Raw genomic sequence first — 13,921 nt, forward strand, 5'->3', positions numbered from 1 at the left:
GGTGCATCTGACTAAAATCCGTCAACGATATCATTTGCGAGGCCGGCCATGGATGCCGCAGAAGAGTTGATAGATGGAGCAGGGCGCGTGATTGGCCACATTGGCTTCTGGCCATCGTTTCACGACGCAGAAGTCATTTCGTTTTCGCTATCGCGGCCCCTTCACCGGGCCCATTCGGTTACCGTCGCCAAGCTCTGCATTCACTATCGTGAGCATGAAATAGTGGGGGCGGGTACCGCAGATTTTGAATACGTTTGCTGCAAAAGCTTACTCATTGAACTGATATTCAGTGACCTCCAGGAACTGTCGCTGGAGGATTTCAACCGCCAAAACGTGCTCGAATCAATCCATTTCAAACGCTCGCAGGATTCATCGATTATTGCTGAACTGGTCTCCATCTGGGGTTTTGGCGGAGTCATCCGCTGCACCACGGTAGCCGTCGGTGAAATGACCAACCTCTTGGATTGATCATCCGGATTTGCAGTGTGCCTACGGATGGCACTGCCACCGTTGCCATCCAATAGGCTGCAGGCGCCCGCCCATCATCCCCAACAGATCATAACTATCACGCAGCAGAATCGCCGCTGCGTTGGCCATAGGTTGTAGATCAGTATCGTCACTCTTGGCTGCAAAGCTGCCGCAGGATTGAAGTTCGCGGCAAGATCCACTCACTTCGAAAAAGGCCTCCCCCATGAGAATAGGAGAGCTGGCCAAGATCACTGGCCTGGCCCCGTCGCGCATCCGTTTCTACGAGGCCAGCGGGCTGATCCACTCGGTGGCGCGCAAGGCCAATGGCTACCGGGATTACGCAGACGATGCGGTCTGGGTGTTGGAGCTGATCACCAGTGCCCAGGCGACGGGGTTTTCCCTGGAGGAGATCCGCCACTTGCTGCCGCTCGGTTCCAAGGGATGGCAGCACGAGGAACTGGTTTCCGGGCTCAAGCGCAAGGTCGAGGAAATCGATGCGCTGCAACAGCGTCTGGCGCGCAACAAGGAACAGCTGCTGCTGGTGATCGACAGTATCGAAGGCAAACCCGAGGGCGTGCCGTGCCTGGACAATACCCAGCGGGTGCTGGAACGGTTGCGGGGGGAGATCGCCTTGGGCAAGGCCGGCGCCACGCTTGGCCGGTGAGTCGGCAAGTGCGCTGAGAAAAGGCGCCTCGATCGGCACATGGCGAGGTCGGAGCAGGCTTCGTGGAGATCAAGTGGCGGCGTGGGTGCTCAAGCTGAAATCAGGGGCTTGACCTTAAACTCAACTTCAAGGTTAACGTCCGCTCACCCCCACTTGAGGTAGCGCCCATGAACCTGTTCAGCCCCCTGACTCTCCCCAATGGTTCAACCATTGCCAACCGCATCGCCAAGGCCGCCATGGAAGAAAACATGGCCGACGCCGAGCACGCGCCGTCGCCGCAACTGCTGCGCCTGTACCGGGCCTGGGCCGAGGGTGGCGCCGGCCTGATCATCAGCGGCAATGTGATGGTCGACAACCGCGCCATGACTGGCCCGGGCGGGGTGGTGCTGGAAGATGAGCGGCACCTTGAGCAGTTCCGCCAATGGGCCGCCCTCGGGCGCTCCCAAGGCGCGCAGTTCTGGTTGCAGATCAATCACCCAGGCCGGCAGATGCAGGCCAATCTGGGCCAGGCCACCTGGGCGCCGTCGGCGGTGGCCCTGGAGCTGGGCAGCATGTCCAAGCATTTCGCCGTGCCCCAGGTCATGACTGCCCAGGTGATCGAGGAGGTGGTCCGGCGTTTCGCCAATACCGCGCGGCTGGCCGAGCAGGCCGGCTTTAGTGGGGTGGAGATCCACGCCGCCCATGGCTACCTGCTCAGCCAGTTTCTGTCGCCCTTGAGCAACCAGCGTAGGGATCAATGGGGCGGTTCGCTGCACAATCGCGCGCGCCTGTTGCTGGATATCGTCAAGGAGGTACGGGCGGTGGTGGCCCCGCAGTTCGCGGTGGCGGTCAAGCTCAACTCGGCGGACTTCCAGCGCGGCGGCTTCAGTGCCGAGGATGCCAAGCAGGTGGTGCTTCTGCTCAATGAGCTGGCGGTGGACCTGGTGGAGATTTCCGGCGGCAGCTACGAAGTACCGGCCATGCAGGGCGAGGCCCGGGACGGCCGTACCCTGGCTCGGGAAGCCTACTTCCTGGAGTTTGCCCGCGACATTCGTGGGGTGGCGAAGATGCCGATCATGGTCACCGGGGGCATTCGGCGGCGGCCGGTTGCCGAGCAGGTGATCGCCAGCGGGGTGGAGATGGTCGGCATCGGCACCGCCCTGGCCATCGACCCGGCCTTGCCCCGGGACTGGCAGGCCGGCAGGGACAACGCGCCACAGCTGCCGGCCATTACCTGGAAGAACAAGGCCCTGGCTTCGCTGGGCAATATGGCGGTGGTGAAATTCCAGCTGGGCAAGCTCAGTGCCAGCAAGGCGCCCCAGCCTGAGGTGTCGCCGTGGTGGGCCTTGATTGTGCAGCAATTGGCCAATGCCTGGCGTACTCGCCAGTACCGGCGGCGCATGGCTTGTCGTTGAGGTGGCGTGGGGGTTGGGCAGGGGGCCTGTGCTGTCGGGCCAAGGATAGCCTGCGGTAAACCATGGATGCCCGGCCATCGGGCCGCCCAATATTCGTGCGTCCTGCATTTCCAGCGGCAGGCTGGTGGGGAGAGGGTCGCCGCGCAGGAGTCGATCGAGGAACAGTGCGGCTTGGGAAATGGGGCCGATCAGCAAGCCGTGATGGACCCAGATGGGGTCGTAGTTTGAGGTTGCTCCAAGGTGGGTGGTTTGCAGCTCTGCAGGGGGGGGGGGGGCGAAGCGGACCTTGGACAGACCCAACGGGGTGAATGCGCGTTGATTCACGGCGTCGGCCAGGGGGAGATCGGTGAGGCGTTCGATCAGGTTGCCGATCAGCAGGTAGCCCTGGTTCGAGTAGCGCCAATGGGTGCCGGGGTGGTAGCGAAGTCGGGTGCCGTCGAGGCGCTGGATCATTTCAGTGGGTGGTCAGGCTGACTCGTTTATCGCGCACTCCAGCAAGATTCCGGCATGGTCGCCAGCAATCCGGTGATCAAGCGCTTCGACCTGCGTCTGGAAACCCGCACCCGCCGCACCACCCGCCGCGACTACGACTTCGAAAAACCGCGCCTCACACTCGAAAGCGAAAACCGTGGCGACGCCTTGCCCGACCTCGAAGACTACGATTACCCAGGTCGTTTCATCGACCGCGAGCGCGGCAAGCACTTGGCCAAACGCGCCCTCGAACGCCATCGCAGCGATTTCAAGCTGGCTGAAGGCAAGAGCGATCAACCGTTGCTGGTCAGCGGCCACTTCCTCGCCCTCTCATCCCACTGCGTTACGGCCTCGTTGAACGACTCGCCCTGTCAAGCGCGCTGACCATGCCGTACAAAACCATTTCTCGCCCACTAGGCATTCGATTGATGCGTGACGGCTGGCTCTACGTCGTCGTCGACAAGAAGCCTGAAGCCGTAATGCACGAATACCGTATTCAGGACGGCATCGTTACGCAACTGCTGTGGGAGAAAGGTGAGATCACCGCCAATAAACGCGAAAGTAATGTGGGCGAAGAAGAACCAAAATCGCGGATTCCAAGAAGATCGCATGCAACTGGCAGAGATCACTTCAACCCCTCAGGTCGGTCTAAGACAAATAAATAACAGACCTACTGCAGTGATTAGCATTCCAAATATGACAATTCGAGAGCTGGATGATGTTGGATTTGGCCTTGCCGCGTATTGGTCAAGCAATCTCCAGCGCAATCACTGGGAGCCTTGGACTGAACCTTTGCTATATCAACTCAATTTACTGAGTCCACCAGACGCGCCACTCCAACTGGGGTTAGAAATTTTTGCGCATGAGGCTAACGCTCAGCACGGTCTTGCCATAAAGTTGCGATACCATTCACTCCTCGGAGCCAAAAAACTTCAGGAAATAATGTTTGAAACTAAGATGCTTAACGTTGGAAGCGGGAAGGAATTTTCAACAACCGGGTTTCTCAGCGCACGAAATACAACTGCTTAAGCATTCATTATGACCATCGACACGCTAACTGTGCTCGAATCATCAAAACAAGCCGGGCAAACCTAATGTCTTCAATAAATGAGCGATCCAGCGACGATCTAAATCTCAAAAAAATACCGCCCGTGGCTGGTGAGAAACGTAAGTTCGCGACAGGTGAGGCATTATTCTTCTCCCCGCTTCCGATACCAACGGGCAACGTCCCCATGGATTTGGGCGGAAGCTTTGTTGAGGTAAATGACACATTCCTCGACGTAGGCAGTAGTAATTTCGGCAAGGCTTTCCAAGCGAGGGCAATGATTGGGCTCGGGATGATGTTTATTTTTTCATGCCTGATTATTTTGCCTTTGCTTGCAGGATCTACTACCTGGGGATCCCCATTTTCCGAGTCCTTTTGGGACAGAACTGCAGGCATGTTCGATTTCGGTGTGACCTTTAGTATTTGGGGTGGAGGAATAGCTGCGCTCTTGGGTATTTACGTTATCTTGAGCACTACCAGAGCGAAGTCGCGCACCCGTCCAATTAGATTCAATCGCCAACGTCGCGAAGTCTGTTTCTTTCCCGAAGGTTCTGATCTCCCCGTCATTCAACCATGGGAAGAGACAGTATCTTGGCTTTCGATCAGTACAGGTGTTACTGGAGTAGGCGTAACAAGCGCCTATACATTTGGTATGGCGTTCGACGATTCAAGAGCTGACGTAGTGCATTTTGTGAGACAAGGCGTGATGACTCCTGCCCATGCCTTGGGTAAGTGGGAAGCCATACGGATCTATATGGAAAAAGGTCTAGAGTTCTGCCCAGGCAAGGCACCCTACGAGGGTCGCCACACCTTTGATAAAAAACGACAAGACATGCACGAGGAATACCAGCACAACGAACGTTCCGCTTTAGGAGTTGGTTGGTGGTACCTGACACATTTGATCACTTGGTGGCGTTTTCCGTATTGGGTAGCAGAATGGGACCATCGTTTCGGCATGAAATCTCTACCTGAATCCATTGCTGAGTGGTCTAAACCTCTTCCACCTGAACAATGGAGCAAGCCAAGCCCGGCGCTTAATGAGCAAAGCGCGAAAATCGAAAAAGCCTTTGCTCAAGGACAGGATTTTATGACGTACTTCAAGGCAAACCTAAACGAAAGCAAGGCATAGGAATTAACAAATAGCTGAGCTATATAGTTGCCAAAAATCAGGTGGCCCGACAACCGTTACATCGAGTCTGAGCTTTTACAAAACTCGAAGACGCGATCATCTGTTGGCGCTGATGCGATTTTGACGCAGGCTACCGGAATTCATTGACCCACCCGAGTACTCAAGAAATGATTACCTTGCGGGTGATTTCGGAGGCAGCGTGTGGGTCAGTCTGAAGCAGCAACCTGGGCCAAAATCGCATCAGCGCCGACATCATACTCATCCACGATGTCGCCAGACTCGAAGATTCCGTGCGTAATTGCATGGAATAACCACTCATTTGCATTCGACTTGACCCGTCATTTGCACGGGATGTGACCATCTATCTGGGCGGCGATGACCGGTTGAATCCACAGCCGATTGCCGCCACCTTTAAATGACTTCTTCCCCCCAATAGAACATACCCCACCCTATAAATCGCTCCGCGCCACCCAGCAGCGCGGAGCGCAACACATCAGGCTTGCAGTCGCCAGCCCATCACTCCCAACAGGTCGCAACTATCGCGCAGCAGAATCGCGGCAACATTGGAAATGTGTTTCAAGTCGCTGTCATCGACATTCTTCAGCTCTGTGCGAGAGAGGCTCTCCATCAATTGAGTCACTGCCAACAAGCGGGCAGCGCCGTTGGCATACAGCACATCCAAGGGTGCGGTCTTGTCGATATAGAGGCAGGGGACCAGGCAGTCGATGCCGGTGATGGGAATGTATTGTTGGCTCATGGGTAAGGCTCCGTATTAACCAATATTGAACAGGACGTCCTTTGAGGCTGTCCTGTGTTTGGCCGTGTTCAGAGGGCTGTCGTCAGCGGGATTGCTGGGCGATAGGCGCTGTGAATCGGGTGGCTTGTTGGTTAATTCCAGGTCGCCAAACCTGTCACTTGGTAGGTGAGTGGAGACCATAGCGGGTTAGGTTTTGAGGGGATAGTCAGGCGATTCTGCAAGTTCTGTAGGAATGCTTTCTTGGGCTTGGCGGCCTTTTAGCCGGCCAGTTTTCTTGGTGGGGGGGACATATCCGTTGCTGCGGGTGTTGCGACTTATGGTTTCGCCCTTACGGCGAGTCCCTTTTTACAGTCGCCCGGAGTGCCGGCCCAGTAAAAAGGAACCAAAAACGCTTGCCCCTCCACTCGGTGCCTCGCTGAGGCTCGGCATGCCCGCACTCCGGCATTGATCCGTGGGCCGCCGCCACAGGCCATCCATGGCCTGGGGCGGCTAACCCGGCGTCCTGCCGGGTTACCCACGGATCAATGCCTGCGTGCGGCCATCGTGGTTGACGGGGCCTTCAAGATCAAAATCAACAGCAAAAACCAAAACCAAAACCAAAACCAAAGCCAAAGCCAGAGCCAGAGCAAACTTTGGCCTGGCGGCCTCGTCCTTTTCCTGTAGGAGCGGGCTTGCCCGCGAAGGCGTCGGCCGGGGCGGTGCATGGCTTACGGGCCTCTTCGCCGGCAAGCCGGCTCCTACCAGGGCATTGCGTTGCGCGCTGTCTTCTCCAGGGCTTTACGCCCACCATCCCCCGTTGTGAATGAAGCTTTTATGACAAAAGTTCGGTAGCACATGGCCACGCGCGTCTTGGGTATGTAACGCGCTGGAGGGGGCCGCCAGGCCACTTTTCTAAGCCGAGGCGGGACGCCGGGAGTGAGGCTATGGGGACTATGGAACGCTACTCGAAAGTGGGCATGCAGGAGCTGGATCAACGGCTGTCGAAGATTGTCGAGGCCGCGCGCAAGAAGCCGGTGTCGGTCTATCGCTATGGCGCGCCCTGGGTCTGGATTGTGTCCCAGGATGACTGGCAGGGCGCCTTGAAGGAGGTGTCGGCCTATATCCCGCCGGGGCATTCGCTGGTGCTGCTGCGCCCGCAGATCGAGGAGTTGCTGGAGCAGCACCGCGAGCTGTTCAAGGCCCTGGACGCCGAGCCGGGCCTGCTGATTGCGCCGCGCACGGTGATCCACATCCTGCTGTTGCAGTTGCTGTATTCGGTGCCCAGCGAGCAGCAGTTGTACGAGCAGCTCAGCTACAACCTGCTGTTCCGCTGGTTCGTCGGCCTGGACCTGAACCAGAAGGTCTGGAGCTTCAGTGTCTTCAGTCGCGATATCGCCACGCTGTTGAACAACCCGCGGGCGGTGCGGTTGATCCAGAAAATCATCGGCGAAGTGTTCTGCGGCGCGCTGCTGCAGATGCCCGAGTTCTCGCTGAATTTCGCGCTGCTGCATACCTGGCTGGCGCGCCATGAACACAGTTCGATGACCAGCAATTGATTCGGCCAAACGCTGTGCAGACGGCGACGGCAATGCGCGCGTGCGCGCCACTTTTCAGACTTCTAGGGGGCGGTGTGGAGCATCTGGGCAAATCAGGGCGACCCGGCAGTAGCGGGCGCTGGTGGCCGTTGTGCGGCTGGTTGGCGGTGGCGGCGCTGGCGCCGGCGGTGCAGGCCGAGGAGGGCGAGCAGGCGGCCAGCGAGGCCGCGGCGCCGGCGCGCTTGGTGGACGTCAACGAGTACTTCGTGCGCGGCAATACCGTGCTCGATGCCCGGGCCATCGAGGAGGCGGTGTACCCCTTCCTCGGCCCGCAGAAGGCCCTGGCCGATATCGAGGGCGCTCGTGATGCGCTGCAGAAGGTCTATCAGCAGCGCGGCTACCAGTCGGTGTTCGTCGAGTTGCCGGAGCAGAAGGTCGAGGACGGCATTGTCTATCTGCAGGTGAGTGAAACCACCGTGGGCCGGGTGCGGGTGGTGGGTGCCAAGCACTATTCGCCGGTGGAGATCCGCGACCAGGTGCCGGCGCTGAAGGAAGGCCAGGTGCCGGATTTCGCCACGGTGCAAAGCCAGCTGGCCGGACTCAACCGTGGCGCCGGGCGCCAGGTGATGCCCCTGGTGCGCGAGGGCCAGCGCCCCGGCACCATGGATGTGGACCTGCAAGTGGAAGACCAGAACCCCTGGCGCGCCAGCGTTGGCCTGAACAACGACTACAGCGCCGACACCGAAAAGCTGCGCACCGTGGTCAGCCTCGGTTACGACAACCTCTGGCAGCTGGGCCACAGCATTTCCCTGACCTATTTCACCGCGCCCCAGGACAGCGACAACGCCAAGGTCTGGTCCGGTTCCTACACCGCGCCCCTGAGCGATCGCTGGGCCCTGCAGTTCTCCGGTTACCAGTCCGACAGCAATATCGCCACCATCGGCGGCAGCAATGTGCTGGGCAAGGGCCACTCCTACGGGGTGTCGGCGATCTACACCTTGCCCGCCGCCGGCAACTGGGCCAACTCGCTGTCGGTGGGGGTGGATTTCAAGGACTTCGACGAAGAGATGCGCTTTGGCCGCAGCAGCGACCAGATCCCGCTCAAGTACGCCCCCATCACCTTTGGCTACAACGGCTATCGCTACAGCGAGCAATCCCAGCTGGGCCTGGGCCTGAACCTGATCGTCGGCACTCGGCGCTTCTTCGGCTATGGCAGCGACGCCGAGGAGTTCCACTACAAGCGCGACGAGGCCAGCGCCAGTTTCTCGGTGCTCAAGGGCGACCTGAATTTCACCTACACCTTCGCCAACGACTGGCAGTCGGCGTCCAAGGGCGGCTTCCAGCTGGCCTCGGGGCCGCTGGTGTCCAACGAGCAGTACTCCGCCGGCGGCGCCACCTCGGTGCGCGGCTACCTGGCCGCCGAGCGCACCGGGGACGAGGGCTACCTGTTTTCCCAGGAGCTGCGCACGCCGTCCCTGGCCAAGTTCCTCGGCAGTTATGTGCAGGAGTGGCGCTTCTACGCCTTTGCCGAAGGCGCCCACCTGCGCCTGCACGAGCCCATGGCGGAACAGGAAGACCAGTACAGCCTGGCCAGCGTTGGCCTGGGCACCCGCGCCAGCTTGAGCAAATGGCTGTCCGGCAGCCTCGACTGGGGCTACCCGCTGAAAGACGGCCCCAACACCCAGAAATACGACCCGCGCCTGCACTTCAGCGTGCAAGCCACGTTCTGACTTTACGGAGACCCTTCACATGCAACGCTTATTTCTGAGCCTGTTGATCTGCCTGGGCTTCGTGCTCCCGGCCACGGCCCAAGCCTGGTGGCAGGACGACTGGCATTACCGCAAGCAGATCTCGGTGGACACCACCCCGCAAGGCGCCGGCATCAACGAGGCGCTGGGCCGCACCGCGCTCTTGGTGCGCCTGCACACCGGTAACTTCACCTTCGACGGGGTCAAGGAAGACGGTGCCGACCTGCGCTTTGTCGCCGCCGATGACAAGACCCTGCTCAACCACCAGATCGAAAGCTTCGACCCGCTGATGGGCATGGCGTTGATCTGGGTCGATGTGCCCAAGGTGGAAGGCGGCCAGCGCCAGGACATCTGGATGTACTACGGCAACCAGAAGGCCCCGGCCACCGCCAATGGCCAGCTGACCTTCGACCCCAGCTACACCGCGGTCTACCACTTCGGCGGCAGCAACGGCACCCCGGCCAAGGACACCACCGCCTACGGCAACACCGCGCAGAACGCCACCGGCGCGGCCATCGATGGGGTGATTGGCCGGGCCCTGCAGTTCAGCGGCCAGCCACTGTTGCTGCCCGCCAGCCCGTCGCTGCAGCACAACGCCGGCGGCGCCTTCACCTTCAGCGCCTGGGTGCGCCTGGATCAGGCCAGCGGCGAGCAACTGATCCTGGCCCGTCGCGAAGGCGCCGGCAGCTTGCTGATCGGCGTCAACCAGGGCATGCCCTTCGTTGAAGTGGACGGCCAGCGCGCCGCTTCCACCCAGCCGCTGAACCCCGGCCAATGGCAGCACCTGGCCCTGAGCGGCGAGGGCAGCCGGCTGGCGCTCTACGTCAATGGCCGGGAAACCGCGAGCCTGGCCCAGGCCATCCCCAGCTTCAATTCGCCACTGGCGATTGGCGCCGATTTGCCGGCGGCGGCGGGGGCCGAGGCCAGCCACTTCCTGCCGTTCACTGGGGCCCTGGACGAGCTGCGCCTGTCCAAGGTGGCGCGTGCGGCGGCACTGATCCTGGCCGATGCCAGCGCCCAGGGCGCGGAATCCAAGCTGGTGGTCTATGGCGTCGATGAAGAACAGTCGGGCTTCGGTTTCGGCAGCCTGGGCTTCTTGCTCAAGGCGGTGCCGGTGGATGCCTGGGTGATCATCCTGGTGCTGGTGGCGATGATGATCCAGTCGTGGGTGATCATGCTGCGCAAGAACCGCATGGTCAGCCGGGTCAGCGCCGCCAACGGGCTGTTTCGCGAGCAGTTCACCCGGGTCGGCACCCGCCTGGAAATGTTCGCCGACGACCAAGCACTGGCTGCGCGCCTGGAGCATTCCTCGCTGTGGCGCCTGTACCTGGTGGCGGTGAAGGAAATTCGCACCCGCCGCGAGCAGGGCGCCGATACCTCGTCGGTGTCGGCGGCCACCATCGAGGCCATCCGCTGTTCCATGGACGGCGTGCGCACCCGGGAAAACCAGCAGCTCAGTGCCAAGCTCTCGACCCTGTCCAACGCCATTGCCGGTGGCCCCTATATCGGCCTGCTGGGTACGGTGCTGGGGATCATGGTGGTGTTCCTCGGCACCGCCATGGCCGGTGACGTGAACATCAACGCCATCGCCCCGGGCATGGCCGCGGCCCTGCTGGCCACCGCCATGGGCCTGTTCGTGGCCATTCCGGCGCTGTTTGGCTACAACCGCCTGATCACCCGCAACAAGGAAGTGGGGGCCGATATGCGGGTGTTCGTCGACGAGTTCATCACCCGGCTGGCGGAGCTGCACGGCGAAAGCCAGCACAGCGAGAACGCCCACTGGCGGGTCAGCCATTCCAACGCCTCCGTGCCGGCCTGAGGAGAAACAGCATGGCTTCCGTGAATGCCTCCCATGACGACGAAGACGATGCCGCCGTCGACAGCATCAATATCACGCCCCTGGTGGACGTGCTGATGGTGGTGCTGGTGATGTTCATCCTCACCGCCACCGCCCAGGTGTCGGGCATCCAGATCCACCTGCCCAAGGCCAGTGCCTCGGTGTCCCTGTCGGAGGCCAAGACCAAGGCCATTTCGGTGAACGACGGCGGCCAGGTGTTCCTCGATGCCTACCCGGTGACCCTGGGCGAGCTGGAAGAACGCCTGCGCATCGAGAAGGCGCAGAACCCGGACTTCCCGATCATCGTCCGCGGCGATGCCACGGTGCAGTACCAGAAGGTCATCGAAGTCCTCGACCTGTTGCGCCGCCTGGAGTTGTCCCAGGTGGGCCTGGTCACCGGCAAACCCCAGGGCTGAGTCATGACCGCACAACAACCGATCCAGTTACCGCCGGTGCAGGAAAAGCCCCGCTCCCTGCGCTTGTTGAAGTGGGGCCTGGGCCTGCTGGCGGCCGGCGTGGCGGCCTGGCTGCTGTGGCAGTGGGCCAATGACATGGCCGGGGTGCGCCGCGAGGCGCCCAAGGTGCCGACCATCATTCCGCTGCCGCCGCCACCGGAAACCCCGCCGCCACCGGAAACCCCGCCGCCGCCGGAAAAACCCAAGGAGCCGGAACCGGTGGAGCAGAAGGTGCCGGAACCCGAGCCCACGCCCACCCCCGAGGAGGTCAAGCCCGAGGAAGAGGCACCGCCTTCGCCGGCGGACGATCTGGCCAACCCGATGCAGATGGACGGTGAGGCCCAGTCCGGCAACGACGGTTTCAACGTCGGTGCCGGCAAGGGCGGTGGCATGGCCGGTGCCGGTGGCGGCGGGCTGGGCACCGGCACCTACAAGCAGTACCTGGCGGCGACCTTCCAGCGGGCGCTGCGCGAAGACCCGGAGCTGCGCAAGAAGGCCTATGCGCTGCAGGTGGATGTGTGGCTGGGCGGTGACGGCCAGGTGACCCGCGCCGAGCTGGTCGGCTCCAGCGGCAATGCCGACACCGACCAGCAGGTGCTGGCGGCGCTGCGGGCCACGCCGCGCTTGAAGGAGCGCATGCCGGCTTCCCTGACTTTGCCGGTGCGCCTGTCCCTCAAGGGCCGGCGCCCGGAGTGATCGAACCCCTATTTGCAGTTTCTACAGGAGTTGTGTGCAGATGATTTCCACCCTGAATCGATTGACCCTGGCGCTCGGCATGGTCGCCCTGACCCTGGCCGGCCAGGCCGCGGCGGCAACGCCCGCGCCCTCGGAGAACGCCACGATCAACCTGATCCGTCTGTTGGTGCAGCAAGGGGTATTGAAGCAGGAACAGGCCGAGGGCCTGATCGCCCAGGCCGAGAAGGAGGCCCAGCAGGCCCGCTCCGCCACTGCGGTGGCCGCCAGCGGCCCGGCCGCGGCGCCCGGCGATGTGCGGGTGCAGTATGTGCCGGCCATCGTCCGCGAGCAGATCCGCGACCAGGTCAAGGCCGAGGTCATGGCCACCGCCAAGCAGGAGAACTGGGCCCAGCCCAACACCTTCCCCGACTGGGTGTCGCGCATCAGCTTCGATGGCGATATCCGCCTGCGCAGCGAGTCGCGGTTCTTCGCCGACAACAACAGCAACGAGCTGGTGGACTACGCCAAGCTCAACGACAACGGCCCCTACGACGTCAACAAGGACACCAACAGCAAGCTGCCGCCGCTGCTCAACAGCCGTGAAGACCGCGACAACCTGTTCCGCCTGCGCGCGCGCCTGGGGATGAAGGCGGTGATCTCGCCGGAATGGACCGCCGGCATTCGCATCGGCACAGGTTCCGACAACAACCCGGTGTCCACCACCCAGACCCTGGGCGGCGGCTTCGGCAAGAAGGACATCTGGCTCGACCAGGGCTACCTGACCTGGAAGGCCAGCCCCGACCTGACCCTGACCGGCGGGCGTTTCGCCAACCCGTTCTATTCCACCGACATGCTGTATTCCAACGACCTCAACTTCGACGGCGTGGCGGCGATTTTCAACCACAAGCTCAACAGCGACTGGGGCCTGTTCGGCACCCTCGGCGCCTTCCCGGTGGAGTACACCAACGACACCGCCACCAGCAACGGCTTCGACAAGAACGAGAGCGACACCAAGTGGCTGTTCGGCGGGCAGATCGGCGCCAACTGGAAGATCAACCGCAGCAACAGCCTGAAAGGCGCCTTGGCCTACTACCGCTTCGACGATATCGAAGGCCAGCGCTCCAGCCCCTGTGCGCCCTGGGCCGGGGCCCCGGGCTGCGACAGCGACGGCTCCCGCGTAGCCTTCATGCAGAAGGGCAACAGCGTGTTCCTGCTGCGCAATATCACCCCCAACCCGGCCACCCCGGGCCTGACCCCGCAACCGCAGTTCGTTGGCCTGGCCTCCAAGTTCGACGTGCTGGACCTGAACCTGGCCTGGGACACCGAACTGCCGGATGACCTGCACCTGCGCAGCCAGACCAACTACATCCACAACCTGGCCTACGACAAGGGCGAGATGCTCAAGCGCAGCGAAGGCCAGATCGTCAACAACATCAACCGCAACGGCGAGTTCGAAAGCGGCGGCAATGCCTTGATGGTGCAGTTCACCCTGGGCAATGCCCTGGAGATGAAGAAGGCCGGCGACTGGAACCTGCTGGCCGGCTACAAGTACATCCAGCCCGACGCCTTGCCCGACGGCTTCAACGATTCCTCGTTCCACCTGGGCGGCACCAACGCCAAGGGCTACTTCGTCGGCGGCAACTACGGCATCGACAAGAACATCTACGCCACGGCGCGCTACATGAGCGCCTCGCAAGTTTACGGCCCGCGCTACGAGGTCGATGTCATGCAGCTTGAACTCAACACGCGCTTCTAAGCGTCAGG

Annotated in this window: 12 protein-coding genes and 2 pseudogenes; 12 read left to right on the forward strand and 2 right to left on the reverse strand. The window is 61.5% G+C overall.

What is annotated here, in order from left to right:
- The first annotated feature begins 48 nt into the window (after positions 1-48).
- The 3 genes from J4P02_RS00100 (at position 49) to J4P02_RS00110 (ending at position 2,526) form a co-directional block, all read left to right on the forward strand.
- Complete coding sequence (locus J4P02_RS00100; RefSeq protein WP_426186260.1) at positions 49-468, forward strand: Imm50 family immunity protein; 420 nt, start codon at positions 49-51, stop codon at positions 466-468.
- Between the two features lie 223 nt (positions 469-691).
- Positions 692-1,132, forward strand: coding sequence for a MerR family transcriptional regulator (locus J4P02_RS00105; protein WP_426186263.1), 441 nt, complete (start codon positions 692-694; stop codon positions 1,130-1,132).
- A 167-nt stretch (positions 1,133-1,299) separates the two neighbouring features.
- Positions 1,300-2,526, forward strand: a complete 1,227-nt coding sequence (locus tag J4P02_RS00110) for an NADH:flavin oxidoreductase/NADH oxidase family protein (protein ID WP_426186266.1) — start codon at positions 1,300-1,302, stop codon at positions 2,524-2,526.
- Positions 2,527-2,571: 45 nt separating this feature from the next.
- Here the strand turns inward: J4P02_RS00110 and J4P02_RS00115 are convergent.
- Positions 2,572-2,991: pseudogene (locus J4P02_RS00115) on the reverse strand (serine hydrolase); the annotation flags it as partial.
- 21 nt (positions 2,992-3,012) lie between these two features.
- Between J4P02_RS00115 and J4P02_RS00120 the strand changes: the two are divergent.
- The 3 genes and pseudogenes from J4P02_RS00120 to J4P02_RS00130 all read left to right on the forward strand — a co-directional run.
- A pseudogene (locus J4P02_RS00120) lies at positions 3,013-3,336 on the forward strand (contractile injection system protein, VgrG/Pvc8 family); the annotation flags it as partial.
- Positions 3,337-3,383: 47 nt separating this feature from the next.
- On the forward strand, positions 3,384-3,662 hold the full coding sequence (locus J4P02_RS00125; protein WP_426186269.1) for a toxin VasX: 279 nt from the start codon (positions 3,384-3,386) through the stop codon (positions 3,660-3,662).
- Between the two features lie 429 nt (positions 3,663-4,091).
- Positions 4,092-5,171 carry a DUF6708 domain-containing protein gene (locus tag J4P02_RS00130; RefSeq protein ID WP_426186272.1) on the forward strand — a complete coding sequence of 360 codons (1,080 nt, stop codon included), beginning with the start codon at positions 4,092-4,094 and terminating at the stop codon, positions 5,169-5,171.
- A 493-nt stretch (positions 5,172-5,664) separates the two neighbouring features.
- Here the strand turns inward: J4P02_RS00130 and J4P02_RS00135 are convergent, their stop codons facing one another.
- The gene (locus J4P02_RS00135; RefSeq protein ID WP_426186275.1) at positions 5,665-5,928 is read right to left on the reverse strand and encodes a short-chain dehydrogenase; all 264 of its coding nucleotides are present in this window, start codon (positions 5,926-5,928) and stop codon (positions 5,665-5,667) included.
- Positions 5,929-6,851: 923 nt separating this feature from the next.
- Between J4P02_RS00135 and J4P02_RS00140 the strand changes: the two genes are divergently transcribed.
- From J4P02_RS00140 to J4P02_RS00165, 6 genes are all read left to right on the forward strand, one after another.
- Positions 6,852-7,463, forward strand: a complete 612-nt coding sequence (locus J4P02_RS00140; RefSeq protein WP_426186278.1) for a transposase — start codon at positions 6,852-6,854, stop codon at positions 7,461-7,463.
- A 74-nt stretch (positions 7,464-7,537) separates the two neighbouring features.
- Entirely contained in the window at positions 7,538-9,172 is a 1,635-nt protein-coding gene (locus J4P02_RS00145; RefSeq protein WP_426186281.1) for a ShlB/FhaC/HecB family hemolysin secretion/activation protein, read from the forward strand.
- A gap of 19 nt (positions 9,173-9,191) precedes the next feature.
- Positions 9,192-11,009, forward strand: coding sequence for a DUF2341 domain-containing protein (locus J4P02_RS00150; protein WP_426186284.1), 1,818 nt, complete (start codon positions 9,192-9,194; stop codon positions 11,007-11,009).
- Between the two features lie 11 nt (positions 11,010-11,020).
- Positions 11,021-11,443, forward strand: a complete 423-nt coding sequence (locus J4P02_RS00155; RefSeq protein WP_053129146.1) for an ExbD/TolR family protein — start codon at positions 11,021-11,023, stop codon at positions 11,441-11,443.
- A gap of 3 nt (positions 11,444-11,446) precedes the next feature.
- A complete protein-coding gene (locus J4P02_RS00160) occupies positions 11,447-12,178 on the forward strand; it encodes an energy transducer TonB family protein (RefSeq protein ID WP_426186288.1) in 732 nt (243 codons plus the stop codon).
- 40 nt (positions 12,179-12,218) lie between these two features.
- On the forward strand, positions 12,219-13,913 hold the full coding sequence (locus J4P02_RS00165; protein WP_426186291.1) for a putative porin: 1,695 nt from the start codon (positions 12,219-12,221) through the stop codon (positions 13,911-13,913).
- Positions 13,914-13,921 lie beyond the last annotated feature (8 nt).

The sequence above is a fragment of the Pseudomonas sp. NFXW11 genome, assembly GCF_049887815.1.
Taxonomy (GTDB): domain Bacteria; phylum Pseudomonadota; class Gammaproteobacteria; order Pseudomonadales; family Pseudomonadaceae; genus Aquipseudomonas.